The sequence below is a fragment of the Clostridium sp. UBA2485 genome (assembly GCF_002341865.1).
Classification (GTDB): domain Bacteria; phylum Bacillota; class Clostridia; order Clostridiales; family Clostridiaceae; genus Clostridium_J.
The window spans coordinates 25,714-50,515 of sequence record NZ_DDOV01000049.1; the positions used below are offsets into that span (position 1 = coordinate 25,714).

Genomic DNA, 24,802 nt, shown 5'->3' on the forward strand with positions numbered 1-24,802 from the left:
AGCTTGAACATGACATATGTCATGTTAGGAGGATCTTATGAGAAGAATTTCAGACAATAATCTTTTAAACCATTACATTGATAAACATAATATGGAAAATATTTTTGATAAAGATATGTTAAAGTATGCACAACTTCATTTTTATGAAAAAGATGAATATATACTAGAAGCAGAATCTGAACTTCAGTACTATTATTTACTTGTAGATGGAAAAATTAAAATTTCTTATCTTTTTGAAAATGGGAAGTCCATGTTTTTAAAATTTTATAAAGAGTTTAATACTATAGGAGATTTAGAGCTTTTAAAAAATATACCTATAAGATGCAATATAGATGCAATAGAAGATACTTATCTGGTAGCAATACCTACAGATATACTTAGAAAAAAATATTTAAACAATATAAAGTTTTTGCACCATTTAATAGATTCTTTAAGTGAAAAACTTTATGCAACTATTAATAATAGCTCCTACAACTTTGTATATCCCCTTATAAATAGATTATCTAGCTATTTAGTTGAACATATAACAGATAAAGATTATATAATTTTAAGTTCATCTTTTATAGAAATTGCTCAGTTTTTAGGAACAACCTATAGGCACTTAAACAGAACTTTTAAAGAGCTTGAAACAGAAGGAATTATAAAATGTGACAATAAAACAGTATATATATTAGATGAGAATAGACTTCGAGAATTATCTAAAAATTTGTATATAAAATCTCTATAATGTTAGAATGCTGCACAATGTATGATTATGTTAAATAAGCATTTTACTAATCTACTATATAACGTATTATACTTAATTTGTATAAAATGAAGTAATGCAATATAAAATACTATCATTGAGGTAGCAATGTACTTTTGCAGCATGATAGTTTCCAAAGGAATATATATCCTAATTCAGAGGAAATAGTTTATGATGATAAATATGATTTGATAAAAGAGAATAGCGTTGCTATTCTCTTTTTAAATTGCTCTAACTTTTATTTAAATATGTTTTAATGTAAGTTAGTGGTTTAATACTAATATCTATGGGTATATAGATATTAAGAAATACTATTGTTAAGCTTTAGTATTTCAGATAGCATAAACACTAAAGGAACATACCAATTGAAGACTCTGTTTCTTTATAAAATTTATATCCTACACTACTATAAAGGGATAATGCTCTTTTGTTTGCGCTCCAAACTTCTAATCTTGACTCTTTAATGTCTAAATCTTTTAAATTTTTAAAAGCTCTTATAAGTAGATTTTTACCAATGCCTCGTTTTCGCCATTCTTTTGAGACAAATAAATCATCTACCCAACCATATTTGGTGTTTACTTCATCTTCTTTCATAACAATAACTATATTGCCTACAATCTCACCGTCATGTTTAGCTGCTATACTAAACCACTGATTTTCATTTCTCAGTTTTTTTAAATCGTTAACAGAATAACCCCAAGCAAATACTTTATTTTGTTTTTCCACCAGTTGTATTAACTCATCTTCATCTATAAACTTAAGTTTAGTAAAGTTAATACCATCAATATCTAAAATTTCAAAGCTATCCTCAGTTATCTCTTTTTTTATTATATGCATACCTTCATCATACTTAAAACCTTCTTTAGAAGAATAATATGCTATGTTCTCTTTGTTATCTGAAAAACAACAATGGTAAACTCTTACATCAAGATCTTTATTCTTCTCTTTTATAGCCCGTGAACGCTTCATTATTTCATCAAAGAGCTGATCTTTTAATTCAATCTTATTTGTAACATCTGTTACCATAATATCAATATAAATATTTAATCTAGACTTTTCATATAAATCTGACTCCATAAAAGGTGAAATAACAGCTTTTCCTACTAAATTATTATATTTATCATAAGCTTCTAACATGTCTTCTCTTTCACTACCTTTAATTGTATGCATAGAACGTAACCCCCATTTTTAGCTTTACTTTCTAGAATAGTTTAGAATAATTTTCTATATTATACTATTTTAAGGAAATGCTTACAAGGTTTTGTGTATGCATTTTTGTGTGAATAATTGACTAAGCTATATGGTACTATCTCAGTAAGTAGAAAAGCTGCTTTATATACATATATTTACAAATATCTTTAATTCATTTATAATATAGTAAATATATTAAATACTATGACGGAGATAGTAAGTGTTTATTGAAAGTTGCAGAGAGTCGGAAATGGTGTGAGCCGACACTAGTAGAAAAACATCTGAAAATCCCTCCTGAGTTGTAACCTGAAATCATTAGAATACTCTATGGTAGTAGGGGATGCCGGTTTCCTACCGTTAATAAGGACGCATATGTTGGTATGTCGTAATAGGTGGTATAACGAAATTTAGGCTTTCGTCCTGTTATAGGGACGAGAGTTTTTCTTTTTTGTACCACAAAAATCAAAAGTTACTTTAGGAGGTGATAGCTATGATTGGCGATGACATTAGCGATATTTTTTATATAGATACTGCAATAATTAATTATTTTAGGAGTGATGAATATGAAGTATAACCCAGAAATTCCAAGAGCCCGCTATGACAAATCTGGAAATAGAGAGTGGGAACGACTGGAAAAGGATAGATTAGGAGAACTATTATATCATGTACATCTTGATATATTAAAACGCTATATCTCTTGTTCGGATCATGTTATTGAACTAGGTGCAGGAGCAGGAAGATTCACAAAAGATATTGTGAATATGTCCAAGTCCTTAGTTACGTCTGATTTATCCCCGGTTCAAATTGAAATCAACAAAAGAAAAATGGAGGAGTTGGGGTTAGTTGATAAAGTTCAAGGTTTCAAAATTTTGGATATAACTAATTTGGAAGGCATCGCAGATAACACTTATGATGTTGTTGTATGTATTGGAGGACCTATTAACTATTTATTCGATAAGGAAGAAAATGCGATAAACGAAATGCTGAGAATACTTAAATCGCAGGGCAAGTTGATTCTTGGGTCAATGTCATTAATAGGTGCATTAGTGTACCATTTTGATGGGGTAATATATGAAAAAGGTATGTTCGGAATTGATGCGACAGAATGGCTATTTACCACTGGTATGCAAGATGAAGAGCATTATCCAGTAGAGAGTAAGCATTATGTACACATGCTGACAAGTAAGGAAATTGATGCTTTGTTCGAAGGAAAGCAGGTAAAGATTCTGGAAAAAAGTTCTGCAGGGTTATTTATGCATTCACAAGAAGAAACTTTATCCAAAGCAAAACAAGATAAAGAATTTTGGGAACTCCTTATAAGAAAAGAGATTGAATTTACTAAATTACCAGGGACGTTAGACTGCGGAATGAACATTATTTATGTAATCGAAAAGCTATAGGTATTTTATAATATCTACAACTGGAATGCTCTGAATAAACTTTTGCTTTATCAGAGCATTCTTTTTAATTCATAATATAAAATGAAGATGATTATGATTATCGTATTAAATGATGTACTAATAATTCAATAAATAAGATTTAAAGATATTAATGTATATTTTAATACCGTATTACTTAACAGCAAGTTTTACGGTGTTTTATTTTACTATAATAAGCTGTAATATATAGATAAACTACGTTAAAACTTTTAGTATTTTAATTCACAATTCACAATGTAAAGTGCACAATTAAGATGGAAATTATTTTTAATCAAAATAATTTCTTTAATNNTTCCCCTGAGGTGCAGTATAGCCCGGAACAATACTAATAAGTTTAACTAATACTATGGAGAGGCTACATTTGCTAGTGTTTTATTGTAGTGGCGAACACTGTTCGCCGCTACGGTTATGCAGAAATATTATCAAAGGAGAAGTATTACAATGAAAATCGATCGATTACTAGGTATAATAACAGTCCTTTTAAATAATGATAAAATAAAATCAAAGGATTTAGCTGAAAAATTTGAAGTATCAATACGTACCATATATAGAGATATAGAAGATTTATGTAAAGCTGGCATACCAATAGTAACCTATCAAGGTGGCAATGGAGGTATTGGTATTTCAGAGGGATATGTGATTAATAAAAATATATTGACCATTGAGGAGCTTGATAATATAATGATAGGCTTAAAAAGTATAGAAAGTATATCACATGATAGCAATGTTAAGTTACTTTTAGAAAAGCTTATGCCAAAGAGAGAGGATATTATATCAGTTAGTAATAACATGTTTATAGATTTATCTTCATTTTATAAAACAAGCCTTTCTCACAAAATAAGTATATTAAGAAAAGCAATTTATGATAAAAGTGAAGTGACCTTTGAATATTTTTCCCCCAAGGGAATATCTAAAAGATGTATAGAACCTTATTTTATTACTTTTAAATGGTCTGCATGGTATGTTTTTGGTTATTGTAAATCACGTAAGGATTTTAGACTTTTTAAGATTAATAGAATGAATTCTGTTAAAGAAAGTGATATAAAATTTACTATTCGTCACATTCCAACTGAACTAACTGAATTAGATAACTATTTTACTAAAGATGAAAAAGTTATCACTATGCTTATAGATCGATCTATTGAGTATGAAGTGGTTGAGAGTTATGGAGTAAATTCCTATGAAATCACTGAAGACAATCGTATTAAATTTAATTTGCATTATACTAATCATGATTTTGCCATGAAGTTCATAATGGGACTAGGTGATAAGGTAGAGGTTTTATCACCTAAATCTATAATAGATCAGCTAAAAGTATCTGCAGGGAATATTTTAAATAAGTATAAATGAACATGACATACAGTTGGCAAGTTCACTATGATATCATATAGAAAAAAGATAGAGAGGATGTTTTTTATATGACAAAAGATTTACTTATAAAGGCTGGAGAGTTAATGGAGAGAGCAGAAGTGGCTACTATTTCATCCATTGATGAAGACGGCTATCCAAGAACTGCTACAATCTCAAATTTAAAAACTGAAGGAATAAATATTGCATGGTTTTCTACAGGGACAAGCTCTAATAAGACTAAGAATTTTCAAAGGAATTGTAAGGCTAGCATTTGTTATAATGTAGATCGTAATAACATTACATTAAATGGCGATATTACTATTGTAGAGGATAAAAGTATAAAAGAGGCACTTTGGCAAGATTGGTTTATAGAACATTTCCCACTTGGAATTAATGATCCTGAATACTGCATATTAAAATTTGAAACGAAATATATTCAAGTTTGGATTGACAATATATTCGATGATTTAAGATTTCTTAATTAGCAGTTTTAGAGATATTTTTTTATGAGAAAATCTTTAATAAATTAAATGAAAATTTTATGATTTATTATATAGGAGAAATTTTTTTTCAATAAAATATTTTTCAAAATAAGAATGGGGAATCATATATGGATAAAAAAATGATTGGAATGTGTGGTGCCTATTGTGGAGTATGTGAATGGAAGGAAAAAACAAACTGTCCAGGCTGTCAAGGTTGTGAAAGTAAGCCCTTTTGGGGAGAATGTTCAATTGCAAAATGCTCAATTGATAAGGGATATAATCATTGTGGACATTGTTCACAGCTGCCCTGCGAAGGACTGCAAGAGGCCTTTAATAATGAAGAGCATGGAGATAATGGTGAACGGTTAATTAATTTAAAAAATTGGGCAAGTGGCAAAGAAACTTATCTAAAATTAAGGACACTGAATCAAGATAAATAGCAATTTAAATTGAAAGAAAATTCTAAATAATTATATCATATTAACTAAATATATTGATGTATATTTAGTTAAATATGGTATAATTTTTTAAAAGATAGTTTTAATTATGAAACATACATATATGAATTTAGGAAGAGGGTTTATGGAATATTTTGATATATTAAATAAAGATGAAAGCAGAAGTGGTAAAATAGCACCTAAGGGTGAGAGTTCACCAGAAGGACAGTATTGTACAGTGATACATGAATATATGTAACCTTAAAGGAGAGTTTTTAATTCAAAAAAGGGCTAATGCAAAGGAATTTTATCAGGTGGATGGAATATACATATGGGACATTGTAAGTATGAAGTAATAGTTTTTACATTGTACATAATTTTGGAGGTATAGAGAGGATGGGTTTTGTAGAAGAAGTCGTTAAGTTCATACCGGATAACGAGCAGGAATATAACGACAAAAAGATAATTTTAGATTATATTGACCAGTATAGAGATAATGTTTTGCTAAGGACAAATGAGATTGCACATATTACAAGCTCAGGATTTATAATGAATGAATCATTAGATAAAGTATTAATGATTCATCATAATATTCGCGGTGTATGGGCATGGACAGGTGGACATGCTGATGGTGATTCAGATTTATTGCATGTAGCTATTAAGGAAGCAAGAGAAGAAACCGGTGTACTAAATATAGCCCCTCTATCTAAAAAAATTGCATCTGTTGATATTCTTCCGGTTTTTGGCCATAATAAGAGAGGAAAATATGTCAGTTCTCATCTGCATTTATCAATAGCATATATACTTATATGTAATGAACTTGAGAAATTGGTAGTAAAGCCAGACGAGAATACTGATGTAGCATGGTTTGAAACCAAAATGTTTACAGTTGAGCATTTTGATGCACATGATGTTTATTTATATGGCAAACTTATAAAAAGAGCAAAGCAATACACTAAATAATATATGTGTTGTTTATTATATATTTTTTAAGCTAGTGCAATATAATGTTTAAAGGTCTTGTCTGTTTTTATGACAAGGCTTTTTGTATATAAAATATACAAATATCTTTAACTTATTGTTTTATTTCAGATACTAAAATCAAATAAAAAATATTCTGAAAGGATGGATGCTTGTGAGAAATAAAGTTTTAATAGGTGAGATGGCTAAACTTCATAATATATCCGCACAAACCCTAAGATATTATGATAAAATAGGTCTTTTTAAACCTCAACATATAGATTATGAAAATAAGTATAGATACTATGACATTGAGCAGTTTGCTACCTTAGATTCAATACTATTCTTTAAAAAATTAGGGGTTCCATTAGAGGAAATCAAAGATTATTTTCATGATAGAGATTTAAATTCTATGATAAGATTATTAAAACATCAGGAAAAAATGATAATAAGAGAAATAGAAACCCTTAATAAACATTTAAATAGTATAAGAAGTAGGGTAGAACTAATTGAAAGTTATCAAAATAATGATAGTGCCTATAAATGTTCTATTATAGAGTTGAAGTCTAGAAAAATAGCATATTTTAATTTAGAGCATCATATTGACACTATAGATTTTGAGTATGGTTTGAAAGAACTATATAAAATGCTTAAAGATGATCTTTCACTTTTTAACGGAGTAATAGCATGTATTACATCAAAGGAAGATATAGAAAAAGGTAACTATAATCATTGTAAAACTGTAGGACTAATATTTGAGGAAGATATAATAAATGGAGAACATCTAAATATTTTACATAAAGGTAAATATGCCACTATTGCATATAATGGAGATAATGATGAATGTGGAAAATATTATGAAGAATTGATGAGATATATAAAAGATAATAAATTAGAAGTTATAGGTGATGGTATATTAATAACTATAATAGATAGTGCTTTTTCCGATTATAAAGGGGAATATATAAAAGAAATACAAATTCCTATTAAAAACTCTTGACATTATAGCTACTATAACCTTTAAAATAACTTTTAGCTGCAATTTTATTTTAAGGGAGGTAATAATATGAGCAAGAGAGCAGATTTATTAAATGATGATATAAAAAAGATATTTATTAAATATTTAATTCCAAGCATTGCTGGTATGCTTGGAATATCTTTAAATATACTTTTTGATACTATATTTATTGGACGTGGAGTAGGAAGTGAAGGATTGGCAGCTCTTAGTATTGCTATTCCAATGTATAATGTACTAGGTGCTGTGGGGCTTTTGTTAGGAATTGGAGGTGCTACAGCGGCTTCTGTATCTATGGGGCAAAAAGAGTATGATAAGGTTAATGAAATATTTACAACTTCTATTATAATAAGTATATTTTTAGGATTTTTATTTACTGTTTTTGGTGTAGTATTCATTGATAAATTATGTTATTTTTTAGGAGCTACAGAAGAAATATTTCCACTAGTTAAAGATTATTTAGGACTATTAATGATGTTTAGTTTTGCATTTATATTATCTCAAATGCTATCAGTATTTGTTCGGAATGATAGAAATCCAAAGCTTGCTATGTGGAGTGTGCTAATAGGTAATCTTTCAAACGTAGTGCTAGATTATATATTTATAATGAAATTAGGATGGGGAATGAAAGGTGCAATAACAGCTACAGTTTGCTCTCCAACAATAACTTTACTTTTATTAAGTCTTCACTTTATAAAAGGTAATAATACTTTAAAAGTAAAAATTAATAAATTTAAATTAAATATTCATACTATAACTAGAATATTTAAGAATGGCACACCAAGTTTTATAATGGAAATGTCAAATGCAATGATAATATTTGCTTTTAATAATGTAATTTGGGGATTAGTAGGTTCTATAGGGGTTTCTGCCTATAGTATAATAGCTAATATCTCATTAATTTGTGCAGCTATATTTTATGGTATAGCACAAGCAATACAGCCAATAATAAGTATAAATTATGGTGCTAGAAAAGAAAAAAGAGTTTATAAATCTTTGAAATTAGCTATTGTAACAGCAGGAATATTTGGAATAATATTTTATTCTATAGGTTTAATTTTCCCTAAATTTATAGTTTCTTTATTTAATAATGAGAACACTGAATTAATGACTATGGCTGTAAGAGGTATAAAACTTTATTTCATGGCGTTCATATTTATGGGATGCAATATCTCTATGGTTTCCTATTTCCAATCAATTGAAAACGCCAGAGCATCATCTATAGTTTCTATTAGCAGAGGTATTATATTTATTTTAATAGGACTTATGATATTACCTAAAATTTTTGGGATTAATGGTGTATGGTTAACAGTACCTTTTGCTGAAAGCATAAGTTTAATAGTATCATTTATATGTTTTAAGAAATTTAAAAAAAGTTACACATTAAAACAAGCAGAAGTAGTAGAAAAATAAGGTGCTAGATTTATCTAGTACTTTATTCTTAAATATAATATTTGTTAGTATTATTTGAAAGGGTTATATCATTATTTTTAATTTATAAGATATATTTTTTAAAAGTAGAATGAGTTTAGTAAAAAGTTATATCATAAAAAATTACTGATAGGGTATTTCTCTACTTTTCATTATGAAAATTTCATAAGTTATTTAATATATTTTTAAAATAGAGAAAAATATTATAATTTGCTACTTGAAAAATATTTTGAATTATGATAACATTTTAAATGTTGAAAAGTAAATAGAATAGATTAGGTTTAATTAAAGTAAATATTTTAATTGATTAAAAGGGAAGTTGGGTGTAAATCCCACGCGATCCCGTCGCTGTAAGAGAGGAATTTTCCTAGTTGTGCCACTGAACTTTTGTTTGGGAAGGTTAGGAAAGTGTTGATTCTTTAGCCAGAAGACCTGCCTATATCTAAACACAGTTAAACTACGAGAGATGGTGAGTGTTATTTTGGAATTGTTAAATATACATAATTGATGTATATTTATATTGGCGTATAACTTCTTAATCCTTGTGGTTGAGAAGTTTTTTTACGCATATTTTAAAATCATAACTTAAAATCTTATTAATATAGCATAGATTGAATTTAAGATTATAAAAATATTTATGATTTAATTAATAAATATAAATTTATCTTTAGTAGTAGCTTTCTTAAGATAGAAAGAATCATAAAATTGTAAAGGGGGATAGACATGAATAATAGTTTTTTACCATTACCTAACTTTAGAATGGGTTTTTTATGGACACTTTTAAACATTAAAAATAGCACAATTGTGGAGTATGGAGCTATAAGTACAGCTCATTATTTAAATTTCATGTATGAAAAATTTAATGTTGATAGAGAAGGAGAAGTTCATTGCTGCCAATTAGATGAATCTCAAATTATTTCTGGAGACATAAAACCGCTTAAAAAAGAAATTTTAGAAATATATGATGATAGAAAACCCGAGATTATTTTCGTAGCTCCATCAACTTTATGTTCAATCATTGGATTTGATGGCGAAGATTTTCTTCTTAAGATGGATGGTAAATTAGAAGGAAAAGTCATCCCCCTATATTTTGGGAAAGCAAAAGGAGACTTCTCTTTAGGTGTAAGAGAAGCATTGAAAATACTCTGTAATAAAATTGTAGAGCCTCCTAAGGAGAAAAAGTATATGACTTATAACATAATTGGATTTACTCCAGATTACTATAATTTTAATAGTGATTTATTAGAAATAGAAGAAATTATGTTACAAGGCTTTGGAATGAAAATACACACAATATTTACAAATGGAAGTTCAATTGAAAAAATAAAAAAAGCTTCTGAAGCAAGCTTTAACATAGTTGTAAGATCAGAAGGAATAGATGCTTCAAAAATACTAAAGAAAAAATATAATATGGAATATATAACTCCATGCCTTTATGGAACCAGTGGTACTTTGAATTTTATTGAATCTATAGAAAAGTTAACAGGAATAAAATGCAATAGTGATTATTTAGAAAAAAGTAAGATTAAATGTAGAGAAGCTCTTGTAAGATTTAAACATCATACAAGAAAGGTAATAAATAATACTAAGTGTTTAGTTACTGGATATTACGATGTTGTAAATGGAATGAGTAGATTTGTAGAGGAAGAATTAGGTCTTGAAGTAGAATCTGTAGTAATAAACCACAATTTAAAAGGTGAATATATGAAGCTTAATGAGAAGATAGAAAGAAAGCTATATGTAAACCCTACAGAGAGTAAGAAAAACGAACTAATAAATAGTAAGACTAATCTACTATTAGGGGATGGAGAATTTATTTATAGTTTAAATGAAGCATCCTCAAAAATACAAATTAGTAGTCCAAATGTGAAAAAAATACTTATATATGATAGAAAACCACTGGTTGGTTTTAATGGAATGAGATTTATAATGGAAGAAATATTGCAAGGAATAATCTCATAAAAAATATTTTAATTAAAAGCTAATAATCTTTAATATTATCATAGATATTGATCGTGACTTAGTAGGTTGATAACTAAGTCACAATTAGTATTCCCTTCTGATACAATAAAAAAATTTTTTCCCGTGGGTAACCACGGTTTTTTTCTTTATTAAATTTATTTAAGTTTTTCATCATATATATGATAATTTTAATTATTTGAACTTATATTAATATCCTATATAATTTAATAGAAAATACTATTTTAAAATTAGACATATAAAGGAGAATATACTATGAGCGCAAAGATGATGCATCATGTCTGCATTCAAACAGAAAAATATAAAGAATCACTTGAATTTTACACTAAAATTTTAGGATTTGAATTAGTTACAGAAACGGCAAATTTTCATAATCGGGATTTTAATACTTGGTTGAGGCTAGGAACATTTATGATTGAATTACAGACTGCTAAAAAGGGAGATAAGTTAAAGATCTGGAGTTCATTAAATGAAGGAATAGTACATATGTGTTTTTTAGTTGATGATGTTCAGAAAGAATTTGATAGGATAAAAAAATTAGGTTATAGCAATTTCAAGATTAAAAATGGAAAAGAAATTTATAAAGTTGAAGATGGATATCTATTTAAAATTAAAGCTCCGGAAGGTACTGAAATTGAAATGAGAGATATGGATATTAAATAATTGACAATTGATAATGGAAAATTGACAATTATGGTTGAAATTATTTTTAATCAAAATAATTTCTTTAATGTATTTTCCACCTCTGGGGAACAGTAGTGAAGCCCTTTAGGGTTCCCCTGAGGTGCAGTATAACTTGGAACAAAAATCAGCTAATTTGTATTAAAACTTTGGAGATAAGTAATATAATTATAATACTGTTCAATAAGAGGTATATAGTTACTGTACCATAGGGCTTTAGCAATGCACAACTTACAATTTGCGTCTTACAATTTAATATTTATTCAGTAATATATGGCGAACACTGTTCGCCGCTACAGTTAATCAATTCTTAATTGTGAATTGATTATATAAACTCATTTATTTCATGTAAATTAGAAATTATAATATGTGGTTTTATTTCTGTAGGATTTTTACTTTGATTTTTGTTTAACCATATAGTCTTCATACCTAAATCTAAGGCTGGCTTAATATCACATTTTAAATTATCACCTACCATAATAGCCTCTTTTCCACATGCATTCATTTTTTTAAAGGCTTTTTTAAATATTTCCTCTCTTGGCTTACATAATTTTAGAGAATAGCTAAAGGTGAAATCATCAATTAATTCATACAAATTTGCAATTTTAAAACAATCAATCATAACCTCATCGTAATAACAAGTGTTAGAAATTACCCCAATTTTATATCCTTTTGCTTTTATTTTAATTAGTGTTTTATGAAGGTCTTTTTCAAAGAATAATTGTTTTTTATATTCACCATAAAATATATGTATTGCTTCAATACATTGATTAATTGTAAGATATACATCATAGGTTTTAAGAAATTCATTTAGAAATTCTTCAATAGGATATTCTATGAGAGTTTCTTTTCTTAAATTCATAATACTCATCCATTTATTATAAAATCCCGTTCTGACTTCTTCAAAGCTTATTTTAGAGTGAAATTTATTTAAATATTGAGTTAATTTGTAAAGTCCGACCATATCTTTCTCTTCATCAGAATCACCGTAATGAAAATGTAAAAGAGTATTTCCCATGTCAAAATATATAACCTTAATATTATTAAACATATACCATCCTCCATGATTTAGTAATTATTATAATAATAACATTTTGCAAATAATTAAAAAACTTCTGTATTGAAGAAACTATAAATTTAAAAATATAATATTATTTAAAAAAGTATTTTAGTATATAAAGAATAATATTTTATTAATAGCGAAAGATAATTTTGTATAAAGTATATAAGGAGGTATTTAAAATTATGAAGATGAAGAATATAATAATATCAGCTTTAGTTGCTCTTTTTATTGTTTCTATAGGTATTCCTGTAATGGCTAGAGAAAAACATAGAGGACCAATATTTATGGGTGAAGTTTTAGAAGTTAATAAAGATAATCAGGGAAATACTATGGTATTGGCAGAAGGATACATAAAAGGACAGAAGGTATATAAAGAAAAATTAATAGCTATAGTTGGACCAGATACTAAAATTTTAGATTGTGAAGGTAAAGAAGTTAAAGAAGGCAATTTTGCAAAAGGTGATGTTGTGTTTATTAGATTAAGTGAAGTAATGACTAGTTCAATTCCACCTCAATCACCAGCTCTAAAAATTCAATCATGTAAGCCAGTTAGTTAATATAAATAAATAGAAAAGAGCTTGCAAAAAATCGAAAGTTTTAATCATTTTACGATTTATTAAAACCGAATAAAAATAATCTTAGTATATTAGAAGTGATGGATACACTTGGTAAAAGGCCAAGATATCCATCATTTTTTATTGAAATTATTTAATTATTACATTAATTATATATATAGTAAATACATATATAATTTTACAAAATATGATATAATATGCATAGCAGGTAAAAAATAATAGTAAATGGAGATGATTTTAATTGTTCGAGAGAAAATTTTTCAAACAGATCTTAAGTAGTATTTTAGTATTAGTAATGCTACTATCCTTTAATTCATCTTTAGTATTTGCAATGACAGAATTGCAATTATCTAATGATAAGTTAAAAAGTTCTGTAACTAATATTGAAAGTAATTTAACTCAATATGATATTAATGTTAAATTTGATGAACCTAATAAAACTTTCACAGCTACTGAAAGTGTTAAATTTACTAATACTTATGGAAAAGATCTTAAATCACTAGTATTTCATTTATATGCTGATTCATATGAAAGTGTAGAAACAATGCCTAGTATGAGTATACAAAAGGAAAAGCTTGAAGAAGAAGAGATTGGTGATATAAACATAACTAAAGTTACTGTTGGAAATAAAGAAATGAAATTTACTCAAGATAATCAAATCTTAAAAATTATACCTACAGCAGCTATAAAGCCAAATGAAGTTGTAGATATAAAAATAAATTTCACACTTAAATTGCCAATGGGTCAAAGTAGATTAGGATATTATAATAATGTTTATTCTGTCACAAATTGGTATCCTATAATATCTATTTACGATGTTGGAACTGATACTTGGGATGAGAACCCTTTCCATCCTGTAGGAGAGTCAAACTATAGTGATATAGCAAATTATAAGGTTTCTATAAATGTACCAGGTAATATGGAACTAGCTTCTACTGGTATAACTAAATCGAGTGAAGACGAAAAAGATGGTACTAAAATCTATGATATTATAGCTGAAAAAGTTAGAGATTTTACATTTATTATGAGTCCAGAATTTAAAGTTATTACTAAAGAAGTAGATGGTATAACAGTAAATAGCTTTTATATTTATGATGGAAATGAAAATACTACTAAAACTGCTGAAGAATTACTAAATTTAACCATAGATGCATTAAGTTTCTTTGGTAAAAACTTTGGTAAGTATCCATATAAGGAATTTGATACTGTAGAAACCTATGTACAGGGATTTGCTATGGAGTATCCTCAATTAATTCAAATGGGAAAATACAATGGTAATCCTGAACTTACAGCAGGAACGATGGTTCATGAAATAGCACATCAATGGTGGTATGTAACTGTAGGTAACAATGAATTTAAGAATTCTTTTTTAGATGAATCATTAACAGCTTTTTCTACTGCATATTATTTTGAAAAAACTCAAGGAAAATATTCAGAACAAGGTGTAGTTCTTGGTTTAAGAGAGTTAATGGACTATGCTAAAGATATTTCAAGTCCGATAAATTCATCTGTAGATAAAATAAATCCAGAAGAATGGGGAAAAACTGTTTATATTATGGGTGCATTAGTGTTTGAGGATCTTAGACAAACACTAGGGGAAGAAAAGTTTTTAGAGATAATAAGAACTTATTATACTGAAAACTCATTAAAAAATGCTACCTTAGATTCACTTTTGGATGTAACTGAAAGAGTTGGCGGAAAAGAAGCAAAGAATCGAGTATTGTCAAATATTAATTCTAAAGATTTCTATCCAGAAAATCTTAAATTAAATGAGAGTGAATTGGCTGAATTAAGAGAAATGAAAAAGGAGAGTAGTAAAGAGACTAGAGAACAAATTAAACAAGTTATTGAATACTTAAGAAAAGAAGGAAAAGATAATTTTGGAGCATTTTTTGTACAAGCTTTAAATGATTATGATGTATATTTAGTAAAGCCTTCAAAAGCAAATATAGCTAAAGAAAATATGGATAAATTTAATTCAATGGTAAATACAGTTAAAATAAACTTAGAAAATGGCTTTGGATTAAATGTTATAGTTAAAGAAGACAAAGATATTACAGAAAATGAGCTTAAAGAAAAGAGTTTAATATTTATTGGAGATAATAATGAAAACACAGCACTTAGCTCTCTTATGGACAAACTCCCTATAGATTTTTCAAAAGAAGAAATTAAATTTAGTGGTATTACTATAGAAAATAAAAATATAACAGGAATGTTAGTTGGGAACACTCCAAAAAATAAAAACAATAATGTTTTAATTTTCTTAGGAATAGATAAACTTGAAAGTTTTAGTTTATTAAATGGTGCTGATTTATATGACAAACAATTTATTTTAAATTTTAACGATAAAATTTTAAAGGGAAATTATGATAAATAAAATTTAAAGATAAAGATATGTATTTTCTATAATGTTATTAGAAGATACATATCTTTTTTATTAAGAAATATCTATAGATTTAATATATATTTGTATATTAAAGTATTTATTATAATAAATTAAAGATATAAGCTAAAAGATTATAATATAGAGGTGGATTTTATTGATTAGCACAATAATAATGGCTTTTGTTTCTTTTATTAGTACCAACATTGATGATATATTTATACTTATGATATTTTTCTCAGAAACAAGTGATACTATGAAAACTCATCACATAATTATTGGACAGTATTTAGGTATTGGAGCATTAACTATAATAAGTATTATAGGGGCACTAGGGGTATCTATAGTACCATATGAATATATAGGTATTCTTGGATTTGTACCAATGTATTTAGGGATAAAGGCATATGTGGATTATAAGAAAAAAAGTAAAAGCGAGGAAAATATAGCCTATCGAGAAGTTAAGGACATTGAGAATAATAAATTTGAAGAAACAACTAATACTGAAATTAGGGAGCAGAAAGATTTCAGTAGAAGATTTATTAATTCAGCTATTATAAAAGTGTTTAGTGTAACTTTTGCTAATGGTGGAGACAATATTGGAATTTATATACCTCTTTTTACAAGGATGGATTTAGTAAGTATTATAGTAACAATAGTAATTTTTATGTTCCTAGTAGCAATATGGTGTTTTATTGCTCTGAAGCTTTCAAAGCATCCACTTGTGCAAAAATTTATTGAAAAATATAGACATATTTTTGTTCCAATAATATTTATAATGTTAGGAGTTTTTATTTTAATAGATAGTAAAACTTTAGCTTTTATTTATAAAAAGATATTTTAATATAACTATCCAACTTGATATTTAGTTATTGATTGATGAGTTTTATAGTATCACTTACAGATATTAGGTTACTTAATTGTATGTTGTTTAATAAGATGACATACAATTTTTTTGTTTAGTAGGATAGTTCAATAGAATTTACATATAAAAAGGTGTTTTTTAAAAAAATCACTATAAATATGAATAAAAATTTGAAAAAAGTAAAAGGAATAGTACTGAAATTTCAAAGCCCAGCATATCACTATAGATTTGGATAAAATAATTATAGATTTTAATGTAGCAGAATCTATATTATATGTTTTGCTAGTATTAAAGTTATTCGCCATATTTATTAAAAATATTAATGTAGTATAGCTAATAATTTCAAGTATAGTTAATGGAAAGAGAGAAGTAAATAATTTAGGTTTACTATATAAAATAAGTTAAATAAAACTTTGAACTTTTTGATGATGAAAACAGTTATATAATGAGGATAAAAATAAAAGAAAGGAGGTTTCGTCTTGAGTGATGAAAAGTTGATAGGAGAAGCACAAAATGGAAATAAAAGTGCATTAAATACTTTAATTTTAAATAATTATGATATTTTATCAGGATATGTCTTGAAGTTAACAGGAAGTACAGATGAAGCCTCTGATGTTATAAATGATACCATAGTAAAGGTAGTATTAAATATAGAAAAATATAAGCCTACCGGTAAATTTTCTACTTGGATGATTACTATTGCAACTAATATCTATAGGGATAATTTAAAAAGGAAAAAAAGATTTATATCTCTTGAAGGTTATGAAGAAATTTCTAAGGTAGATGTAGAAGAAGAAATCATAACTAAATTAGATTATGAAAAGATATTAATGCTATTAAAAGAACTTCCAAAGGAAAAAAGATCAGTATTTATATTGAAACATTATTATAACTATAAATATGAAGAGATAAGTGAGATATTGAAGTGTCCGATAGGTACAGTAAGATCCAGACTTCATTATTCTGTTAAATATTTAATGAAAAGATTGGAAGGAGGTAATAATCAATGACTAGAAAAAAATTAGAAGAAAATATTATAGACAAGTATTATGAGGAGAAATTTGATGATAAAATCATAGAAAAAAATCTATCAGAAGCAAAAGAATTGGAGCAAAAACTAAAAAAGCTAACATCAACTATAAAAATAGAAGAGGATAAAAAAATAAATGTAAATATATTAGAAAGTATTTTAAAAGGTGAGAAAATAAAAAATAGAAGAAAAGAAAAATTTGAGCTATTAATATTTTTGTGTACTTGTATATCAATTATAGCTATAGGAATAGTTACCTCTATAATTCTTCCAAATCTAGTTAAGTTTTATTTGATTTTAGCAGTAATTGTATCACCGATTATATTAGTAATTGTATCCATTAAGCAGATAAAAGGAAGTGAATATAATGGGTAACAAGATTATCTATATATTTCTTTTTATAATACTTATTATACAAGGAACATGGGTTTTTAGAGATGCAAGAAAAAGAGGAAATAAATATTATTGGTTTTGGGGCCTATTATGTTCTTTTAACATTCCCACAAATTTAATACTCTATTTAATAGTAAGAAAGAGAATTGAAAAGAAAAAAATAGAAAAAAATAATTAATTTTAATCAGTTTTTTATTTTAAAATTGAAATATTATTTAGTTAAAATATATTAGAATATAAAATAAATATACAAATTAATGCTTATCCAACTTGGATAAGCATTAATTCGTTGTTTATAGATTTATAAGATTATAATTTGAAAATCTATATAAAAAATATTGAAGAAATTATTATTAAAATTACATAGCAAAATTTAGGAAGAAAAACTATTAAGTTGTAAGTATAATTTAAATATAAGAAAGCCTTTAAGCATTTTAATGATTTCTTAAAGGAAAATGTATATTGTAAATTATATATTGAATGGGGAGAATAATAATGGAAAAGGTTATAAATTATATAGGAAATAGGGAAATAAAAATTATAAAAGCTAGTATGGACCATTATAATGAGATATCTTTCTTAGGGAAGGAAACCTTTAATGAAACTTTTGGTTATTTATTTAAGCCAGAAGTATTAGATAGATATTTACAGACAACATTTAATTCTGAGAAAATCAAATCAAGTTTGAGCAAAGAAAACAATCATTTTTTTATAGTATATTTGGATAATGAGCCTGTTGGATATGTTAAGATAAAAGAAAATTCTTTCTATGACGAGATAGATGACCAAAATCAAGTACAGTTACAGAAAATATATATATTATCACAATACCATGGGCTCGGTATAGGACTTGAATTTATGAGAACTTGTAAAAAGTTTTTTGAAAAATTTTCTCCTGCTACAGTTTGGTTAGCTGTGCTTGAAAGTAATATAAAGGCTATAAATTACTATAAAAAATGCGATTTTAGAGAAACAGGGAAATATCATTACAGCTTTGAAGATTCAAATTTTACATATGATGTTATGAAGTTAAAAGTATAAATTATTTAGAATACGAAAGAATATATCTAATAAAAGTGAGGTGTAGTGATGAATAGTAAAAAAATAGCAGGTGAAAAAGCAGTTGAATTTATTAAAGATAACATGATTGTCGGACTTGGAACCGGATCAACTGTGTATTATACAATTGTAAAGTTATCTGAAAGAATAAAAGAAGGACTAAATATTAAGGCAGTTTCTACCTCTAATTCCACTACTAAGCTTGTTGAATCATTAGGAATACCTATAATATCTCTTAATGAAGTAGATTATGTTGATTTGACCATAGACGGTGCAGATGAGGTTGATGATATGTTAAATGGAATAAAAGGAGGGGGAGGCGCATTATTATATGAAAAATTAGTTGCTAACTCGTCAAAAAAGGTGATATGGGTAGTTGATAAAAATAAAATGGTAAAGTCTTTAGGTAAATTTCACCTTCCTATAGAGGTAGTTCCATTTGCATATCGTCAAATTTTTAATAAATTAAAGGAGTTAGGTCTAAACCCTGTTATTAGAAAAAATTATAATGGTTATTATGTTACTGATGGACAACATTATATAATAGATTTATTTATACAAAAGATAGAAGATCCTTACGAATTAGAAAAAAACATAAAAATGATTTCTGGAGTTGTGGATACAGGATTATTTCTTGATATTGCTGATACGGTTATAGTAGGAAGAGAAAATACAGTTGAAATTATAAATAAATACAATAAAAAAATATAGGTATAATTATAAATTTAAATAGATATATTTAATATAGTTTAGTGTATAATAATCTTAAACAATTAATGTATTGAGAGAATAAAATTTATAAGTAGGTGTCTAAAGTAAAATATCTAGTGAAAGATGTTATCAATATTTTATGTCAGATAAGGAAATAGCTTATATTCATAAGATGACTATAAACAGGCTATGATAACATAGGGTGATATAAAATAGATTATTATACTCACAAGTTATTTTTATAAGATGCCTTAAGGTATGAAGATATCTAAACAATAACATGTATTATATTTGGAGGTGCATTTATGTTAAATTTTGTTTACAGCATACCGACTGAAATATTTTTTGGTGAAGGAAAAATAAAAGTTTTAGGTAAGCAAATAAAGAAGTATGGGAATAAAGTCCTTTTAGTTTATGGTGGAGGAAGCATAAAGAAAACAGGACTATACGATAAAATTACTAATATATTAAAAGAAAATAATATAGACTTTGTAGAACTGGCAGGGGTAGAACCAAATCCTCGTATTACTAGCGTAAGAGAAGGTATCAAGCTTTGTAGAGAAAATAATGTAGATTTCATTCTTGCAATAGGAGGAGGCAGTGTAATAGATTGTTCTAAATTTATTGCAGGTGGATATTATTATGATGGAGATCCATGGGATTTCTTTATTGGCAAAGGAGATATTACAAAAGCATTGCCATTAGCTTCAATACTTACCTTAGCGGCAACTGGTTCTGAAATGAATAGAGGAGGAGTTATAAGTAATCTTGAAACTAACCAAAAGCTTTCAACAGGACATCCTGCTCTTTTGCCTAAGTTTTCAATTTTAGATCCAACTTATACTTATACTGTACCTAAAAATCAAACAGCAGCAGGTGCAGTAGATATTATGAGCCATATATTTGAGGTTTATTTTACTCCAACAAAAACTGCATTTCTTCAAAATAGAATGGCAGAAGGATTATTAAAAACAGTTTTTCATTATGGACCAATAGCATTTAATGAGCCAGAAAACTATGAAGCTCGTGCAAACTTAATGTGGGCATCAAGTCTTGCTATTAACGGTTTATTGAGTTATGGAAAGGATACAAACTGGTCAGTACACGATATGGAACATGAATTAAGTGCGTTTTATGATATAACTCATGGAGTAGGATTAGGTATATTAACTCCTGTGTGGATGGAATATATTTTAAATGATGATACTGTAGATGATATTGCTGAGTATGGAATAAATGTATGGAATTTAACAGCTGATAAAGATAAATATAAAACTGCTAAGGAAGCTATAAATAAAACAAGAGATTTTATAAAATCTTTAGGTATTCCTATGACATTAAAAGAAGTGGGAATAGGAGAAGAAAAATTAGAAATTATGGCTAAGCAATGTGCAGGGGACGGAAAAGTAGGAAATTATCCGCCTTTAACTTCAGAAGATATATTAGAAATATATAAAAGAGCACTATAATATTATAACGGGAAGCAGTGATTAGTGGTTACTGCTTCTTAATTTCTACTACTGAGAAATAATTATAAAAATTGGAAAGCTAACAAATAAAAGGCTATTGATGTTGTATCAATAGCCTTTTATTGTAAGAGGATTTTAGAATAAGTTGTAGAATATGGAATATGATAAATGAATATATATATTTATTTACAAAATACATGCAAATAATACAAATTTTTTGGATTACAAAGAATTGATGACAATGGAAATCTTAATTAGGCATGAGGTGTTGAAAATTGATTGATAAAGCTAAAAATTATTATGATTATTTTTTCTCAGAAGAATACCATTCTCTTTCTATAGAAGAGAAAAGATGTAATTTAGCCTTAAGTGCTTTTGATGGGGCTATTTGGGAATGGAATTTAAATACCGATGAATTTTATTTAAGTGGCAAAGGCGATCAGTTATTAGGAATAGAAGGTAGCTCACAATCTATAAATAGTATAAACTCTTTGTCTAAGTTTGTGCATCCGGAAGATTTGTATCCTCTTTTTATTTGCTTTCTTGAAAAAATAAAAATTTCTAATGATAAAGAATTTTCCCATGAATATAGAATAATACAGAAAGATGGAAATATTAAATGGGTTAGATGTAGTGGAAAAATATACAGAAGTAAAAAAGAGAATATAAACTTAGCATCAGGATTTATAATAGAAATAACAGAACAAAAAAAACAACAATTAGCTTTAGTAAAAAGTCAAATAAAAAATAGATTAACCATTGCTGGATCATTAGATAGTATTTGTGAGGTGGATTTAAAGAAAAAAATTATGAATTTTAGTTCATCCATAAATAATATACTTGGAGATGATAAGGCAAATGAAAAGATAAAATACTATAGGCATTGGATGGAATATATATATGATGAAGATAAGGAAAACTATTGTAAAGGTATTAAAGAATTTTTAAATAGTAATGAAGTTTATTATGCTGATCAGTATAGAATACTAAATGCAAATAATGAGATTGTTTGGCTAGAAACTAGAAGTAAAGCTACTTTCGATGAATTAGGCAATAAAGATTATCTATATGTATCAATCAAAGATATAACCAAAGAGAAATTTGAAAAAAGTAAATATGGAAGATTGCAATATAATGATTATCTTACAGGGTTGCCTAATAGATTTTTTTTACGAGAAGCACTAATAAAAAAAGAAATAGATGCTTCTTTAAAAATGAAAGAGAAGATTGCATTAATATCTGTAGATATAGATGGATTTAAACATATAAACGATACCTTTGGGCATAATTATGGTGATGAACTTCTACGTCAAGTTGCTGAAAGATTAAAATTAATGGTTGGAGAAGATGATATACTTTGTAGATTTAGTGGTGATGAATTTTCCTTTCTCATTGAACATATAAAAGGATATATAGATTTAGAGAATAGAGCTAAACAAATTATAAAGTTATTTAATTCTCCTGTTAAGATATTTGACAATGAAGTTTTTATAAGTGTAAGTATAGGCATGGCACTTTATCCTGATCACGGCGAAATACTTTCTGATTTAGTTTATAAAGCTGATATGGCTATGTATAAAGCAAAAAGTTTAGGAAAAGATCAGTATTATTTATTTGAATTTAATGATTTAGAAAAAGTAAATAGAATANNAATAATACCAATAGGAAGATTTGTTTTTGATGAAGCTTGTAAAAAATGCAGAGAACTTTTAGATATGGGATATGATGATTTTAAAATATCCGTAAATCTTTCTAAGGTACAACTTGAAGATAAAAATCTGACTAATAATTTTATAAATATATTAAAAAAATATAATTTAGATCCTAAATATATAGAATTAGAAATAACAGAAAGTGTTATAATTGACGTATTGGAGAAAAATTTAGATGTTTTAGATAAGCTTCATAAATATGGGATGAGTATTTCACTAGATGATTTTGGTACAGGATTATCACCATTAAAGTATTTAAAGCTTTTAAATTTAGATTGTTTAAAAATAGATAAAAGCTTTATAGATGATATAGGAATTAATAAAAAAAGTGAGCATATTATTGATGGACTTATAAAACTTGCACATAGCTTAAAGCTTTCAGTAATAGCTGAAGGGGTGGAAACGGAAGAACAGATTAAGTATTTAAAAGCTAATAACTGTGACATTATACAGGGATATTACTATGCTAAACCTATGATATTTGAAGAAACAGTTAAATTTTTAAAGAATAAATAATTAAGTTAGTTTTTAATACGTATCTTTTTTATAGATTTATATAATTCTAAACTTATTAGATAGAAGTAATATATTTGAGATACAGTTTAAATATATTAAAAATATAATTAGTTCAAAAATTTTAGGTATATTATAACAAATAGAACCATGATTTTATCATGGTTCTATTTGTTATATTTTTTTCATAGAAATTCTTTATTCATACCTTAAATAAATTTCTACAAAAATAAAAAATGATGTGTAAATATGTGTTATTTAATTATCAAAAATTGTATAATAAAGAAACTAATGTTATAATTTACATAATAATGGGGATAGGATATATATGTATAAGTTATAATAAAATATAGATAAACTATCTGAAAAGTTGATTTATGACTGAATAAAGCTACACCTTAAAACAATTGAGAATTGAGAATGGANNAATTATGGTTGAAATTAATTTTATAAATTAATTTCTTAAATAGATTTTCTAATAAAAGTGACTTTGTCACTTTAAAAAGAAATGAATTTAAAGTTTTTCTTGTAAAAGAGAAGCATCCGTAATTGTGAACTGTGAATTGTGCATTCAACAGTTTCAGCTATGATACTAAGAAATATCAATTGTTTATATATATTGATTTTAGAACTGGTCTATCTATATATGTAATAACTTAAAATATTGCCCTAAATATAAATTATAACAGGGGGAAAATCTATGAGTAAAAAAAGTATTTGGTCATTTAAATTTAATACTGCAGCATTAGTTCTTATACCAGCAGCTGTAGGTATTAACTATATTGGTAAAAGCTTTGCAGAAATATTAAAACTTCCACTATGGTTAGATGCTATAGGAACATTGCTTGCTAGTATGCTTGCAGGTCCAATAATAGGAGGAATTTGTGGGGTAGTTAACAATGTAATTTATGGACTAACCATGAATCCAATATCTTTTGTTTATGCATTTACTAGTTTGGGAATAGGAATTACAGTGGGGGTTTTAGCCCATAAAGGATGGCTAGATACATTACCAAAAGCGGTGTTTACAGGTCTTATAGTTGCATTAGTTTCAACAGTTATATCTACTCCATTGAATATAATTTTTTGGGGTGGACAAACCGGAAATATTTGGGGAGATAGCGTATTTGCAGTATTAACAGCAAATAAAAGTCCATTATGGTTAGCATCTTTTTTAGATGAGTTAGTTGTGGATATTCCAGATAAGATTGCTACGGTGATTATTGCTTACGGCATATTTAAAAATTTGCCTAAAAAGCTCACAATTCTTTATAAAAATGATAGTAATATAGAAACTTTATAATATAGAAAAACTTAA

The 24,802-nt window shown here is 26.8% G+C and carries 22 protein-coding genes and 1 riboswitch; of the genes, 20 read left to right on the forward strand and 2 right to left on the reverse strand.

Annotated features, from left to right (window positions below; genetic code table 11):
• Positions 1–37 precede the first annotated feature (37 nt).
• On the forward strand, positions 38–727 hold the full coding sequence (locus B3603_RS09500; protein WP_291563846.1) for a Crp/Fnr family transcriptional regulator: 690 nt from the start codon (positions 38–40) through the stop codon (positions 725–727).
• A gap of 366 nt (positions 728–1,093) precedes the next feature.
• Here B3603_RS09500 and B3603_RS09505 read toward each other — a convergent pair whose 3' ends face one another.
• The gene (locus B3603_RS09505; RefSeq protein ID WP_291563849.1) at positions 1,094–1,915 is read right to left on the reverse strand and encodes a GNAT family N-acetyltransferase; all 822 of its coding nucleotides are present in this window, start codon (positions 1,913–1,915) and stop codon (positions 1,094–1,096) included.
• A gap of 584 nt (positions 1,916–2,499) precedes the next feature.
• On the opposite strand from B3603_RS09505, the gene B3603_RS09510 reads away from it, so the two are divergent.
• The 9 genes from B3603_RS09510 to B3603_RS09550 all read left to right on the forward strand — a co-directional run bounded on the left by B3603_RS09510 (position 2,500) and on the right by B3603_RS09550 (position 11,693).
• The gene (locus tag B3603_RS09510) at positions 2,500–3,336 is read left to right on the forward strand and encodes a class I SAM-dependent methyltransferase (RefSeq protein ID WP_291563852.1); all 837 of its coding nucleotides are present in this window, start codon (positions 2,500–2,502) and stop codon (positions 3,334–3,336) included.
• A gap of 480 nt (positions 3,337–3,816) precedes the next feature.
• Complete coding sequence (locus tag B3603_RS09515; protein WP_291563854.1) at positions 3,817–4,725, forward strand: helix-turn-helix transcriptional regulator; 909 nt, start codon at positions 3,817–3,819, stop codon at positions 4,723–4,725.
• Positions 4,726–4,793: 68 nt separating this feature from the next.
• Positions 4,794–5,210: a pyridoxamine 5'-phosphate oxidase family protein gene (locus tag B3603_RS09520; RefSeq protein ID WP_291563856.1), complete on the forward strand. Its 417-nt coding sequence runs from the start codon at positions 4,794–4,796 to the stop codon at positions 5,208–5,210.
• A gap of 125 nt (positions 5,211–5,335) precedes the next feature.
• Complete coding sequence (locus B3603_RS09525; protein ID WP_291563859.1) at positions 5,336–5,647, forward strand: DUF3795 domain-containing protein; 312 nt, start codon at positions 5,336–5,338, stop codon at positions 5,645–5,647.
• A 393-nt stretch (positions 5,648–6,040) separates the two neighbouring features.
• Positions 6,041–6,607 carry an NUDIX hydrolase gene (locus B3603_RS09530; RefSeq protein WP_291563861.1) on the forward strand — a complete coding sequence of 189 codons (567 nt, stop codon included), beginning with the start codon at positions 6,041–6,043 and terminating at the stop codon, positions 6,605–6,607.
• Positions 6,608–6,779: 172 nt separating this feature from the next.
• A complete protein-coding gene (locus B3603_RS09535) occupies positions 6,780–7,604 on the forward strand; it encodes a MerR family transcriptional regulator (RefSeq protein WP_291563864.1) in 825 nt (274 codons plus the stop codon).
• 66 nt (positions 7,605–7,670) lie between these two features.
• Positions 7,671–9,032, forward strand: coding sequence for an MATE family efflux transporter (locus tag B3603_RS09540; protein ID WP_291563867.1), 1,362 nt, complete (start codon positions 7,671–7,673; stop codon positions 9,030–9,032).
• A 278-nt stretch (positions 9,033–9,310) separates the two neighbouring features.
• Positions 9,311–9,505: riboswitch (cobalamin riboswitch) on the forward strand.
• Positions 9,506–9,773: 268 nt separating this feature from the next.
• On the forward strand, positions 9,774–11,012 hold the full coding sequence (locus B3603_RS09545; protein WP_291563870.1) for a nitrogenase component 1: 1,239 nt from the start codon (positions 9,774–9,776) through the stop codon (positions 11,010–11,012).
• A gap of 273 nt (positions 11,013–11,285) precedes the next feature.
• Positions 11,286–11,693 (forward strand): VOC family protein, encoded by a 408-nt coding sequence (locus B3603_RS09550; protein ID WP_291563873.1) that lies wholly within the window; start codon positions 11,286–11,288, stop codon positions 11,691–11,693.
• Between the two features lie 343 nt (positions 11,694–12,036).
• On the opposite strand, the gene B3603_RS09555 is transcribed toward B3603_RS09550, so the two are convergent.
• Positions 12,037–12,762: an HAD family hydrolase gene (locus B3603_RS09555; RefSeq protein WP_291563876.1), complete on the reverse strand. Its 726-nt coding sequence runs from the start codon at positions 12,760–12,762 to the stop codon at positions 12,037–12,039.
• Between the two features lie 194 nt (positions 12,763–12,956).
• Between B3603_RS09555 and B3603_RS09560 the strand changes: the two genes are divergently transcribed.
• The 10 genes from B3603_RS09560 to B3603_RS09605 all read left to right on the forward strand — a co-directional run bounded on the left by B3603_RS09560 (position 12,957) and on the right by B3603_RS09605 (position 24,787).
• Complete coding sequence (locus tag B3603_RS09560; protein WP_291563878.1) at positions 12,957–13,331, forward strand: hypothetical protein; 375 nt, start codon at positions 12,957–12,959, stop codon at positions 13,329–13,331.
• A 259-nt stretch (positions 13,332–13,590) separates the two neighbouring features.
• Entirely contained in the window at positions 13,591–15,726 is a 2,136-nt protein-coding gene (locus tag B3603_RS09565; RefSeq protein WP_291563880.1) for a M1 family metallopeptidase, read from the forward strand.
• Positions 15,727–15,889: 163 nt separating this feature from the next.
• Complete coding sequence (locus B3603_RS09570; RefSeq protein WP_291563882.1) at positions 15,890–16,576, forward strand: cadmium resistance transporter; 687 nt, start codon at positions 15,890–15,892, stop codon at positions 16,574–16,576.
• Between the two features lie 500 nt (positions 16,577–17,076).
• Positions 17,077–17,607, forward strand: a complete 531-nt coding sequence (locus B3603_RS09575; protein ID WP_291563884.1) for a sigma-70 family RNA polymerase sigma factor — start codon at positions 17,077–17,079, stop codon at positions 17,605–17,607.
• Entirely contained in the window at positions 17,604–18,002 is a 399-nt protein-coding gene (locus tag B3603_RS09580; RefSeq protein ID WP_291563886.1) for a hypothetical protein, read from the forward strand. Before B3603_RS09575 ends, B3603_RS09580 begins: the two co-directional genes overlap by 4 nt.
• Before the next feature lie 513 nt (positions 18,003–18,515).
• The gene (locus B3603_RS09585; RefSeq protein ID WP_291563888.1) at positions 18,516–19,061 is read left to right on the forward strand and encodes a GNAT family N-acetyltransferase; all 546 of its coding nucleotides are present in this window, start codon (positions 18,516–18,518) and stop codon (positions 19,059–19,061) included.
• A gap of 48 nt (positions 19,062–19,109) precedes the next feature.
• Entirely contained in the window at positions 19,110–19,790 is a 681-nt protein-coding gene (rpiA, locus tag B3603_RS09590; RefSeq protein ID WP_291563890.1) for a ribose-5-phosphate isomerase RpiA, read from the forward strand.
• A 305-nt stretch (positions 19,791–20,095) separates the two neighbouring features.
• Complete coding sequence (locus B3603_RS09595) at positions 20,096–21,259, forward strand: iron-containing alcohol dehydrogenase (protein WP_291563892.1); 1,164 nt, start codon at positions 20,096–20,098, stop codon at positions 21,257–21,259.
• A gap of 275 nt (positions 21,260–21,534) precedes the next feature.
• Positions 21,535–23,487, forward strand: a complete 1,953-nt coding sequence (locus tag B3603_RS09600; RefSeq protein ID WP_291563894.1) for a sensor domain-containing protein — start codon at positions 21,535–21,537, stop codon at positions 23,485–23,487.
• A gap of 697 nt (positions 23,488–24,184) precedes the next feature.
• Positions 24,185–24,787 (forward strand): ECF transporter S component, encoded by a 603-nt coding sequence (locus tag B3603_RS09605; RefSeq protein WP_291563896.1) that lies wholly within the window; start codon positions 24,185–24,187, stop codon positions 24,785–24,787.
• Positions 24,788–24,802 lie beyond the last annotated feature (15 nt).

Bases quoted from the DNA above. Each gene is read 5' to 3' on its own strand.
- B3603_RS09500 (WP_291563846.1), top strand. From the start codon at position 38: ATGAGAAGAATTTCAGACAATAATCTTTTAAACCATTACATTGATAAA.
- B3603_RS09505 (WP_291563849.1), bottom strand. From the start codon at position 1,915: ATGCATACAATTAAAGGTAGTGAAAGAGAAGACATGTTAGAAGCTTAT.
- B3603_RS09510 (WP_291563852.1), top strand. From the start codon at position 2,500: ATGAAGTATAACCCAGAAATTCCAAGAGCCCGCTATGACAAATCTGGA.
- B3603_RS09515 (WP_291563854.1), top strand. From the start codon at position 3,817: ATGAAAATCGATCGATTACTAGGTATAATAACAGTCCTTTTAAATAAT.
- B3603_RS09520 (WP_291563856.1), top strand. From the start codon at position 4,794: ATGACAAAAGATTTACTTATAAAGGCTGGAGAGTTAATGGAGAGAGCA.
- B3603_RS09525 (WP_291563859.1), top strand. From the start codon at position 5,336: ATGGATAAAAAAATGATTGGAATGTGTGGTGCCTATTGTGGAGTATGT.
- B3603_RS09530 (WP_291563861.1), top strand. From the start codon at position 6,041: ATGGGTTTTGTAGAAGAAGTCGTTAAGTTCATACCGGATAACGAGCAG.
- B3603_RS09540 (WP_291563867.1), top strand. From the start codon at position 7,671: ATGAGCAAGAGAGCAGATTTATTAAATGATGATATAAAAAAGATATTT.
- B3603_RS09545 (WP_291563870.1), top strand. From the start codon at position 9,774: ATGAATAATAGTTTTTTACCATTACCTAACTTTAGAATGGGTTTTTTA.
- B3603_RS09550 (WP_291563873.1), top strand. From the start codon at position 11,286: ATGAGCGCAAAGATGATGCATCATGTCTGCATTCAAACAGAAAAATAT.
- B3603_RS09555 (WP_291563876.1), bottom strand. From the start codon at position 12,762: ATGTTTAATAATATTAAGGTTATATATTTTGACATGGGAAATACTCTT.
- B3603_RS09560 (WP_291563878.1), top strand. From the start codon at position 12,957: ATGAAGATGAAGAATATAATAATATCAGCTTTAGTTGCTCTTTTTATT.
- B3603_RS09580 (WP_291563886.1), top strand. From the start codon at position 17,604: ATGACTAGAAAAAAATTAGAAGAAAATATTATAGACAAGTATTATGAG.
- B3603_RS09585 (WP_291563888.1), top strand. From the start codon at position 18,516: ATGGAAAAGGTTATAAATTATATAGGAAATAGGGAAATAAAAATTATA.
- rpiA (WP_291563890.1), top strand. From the start codon at position 19,110: ATGAATAGTAAAAAAATAGCAGGTGAAAAAGCAGTTGAATTTATTAAA.
- B3603_RS09595 (WP_291563892.1), top strand. From the start codon at position 20,096: ATGTTAAATTTTGTTTACAGCATACCGACTGAAATATTTTTTGGTGAA.
- B3603_RS09605 (WP_291563896.1), top strand. From the start codon at position 24,185: ATGAGTAAAAAAAGTATTTGGTCATTTAAATTTAATACTGCAGCATTA.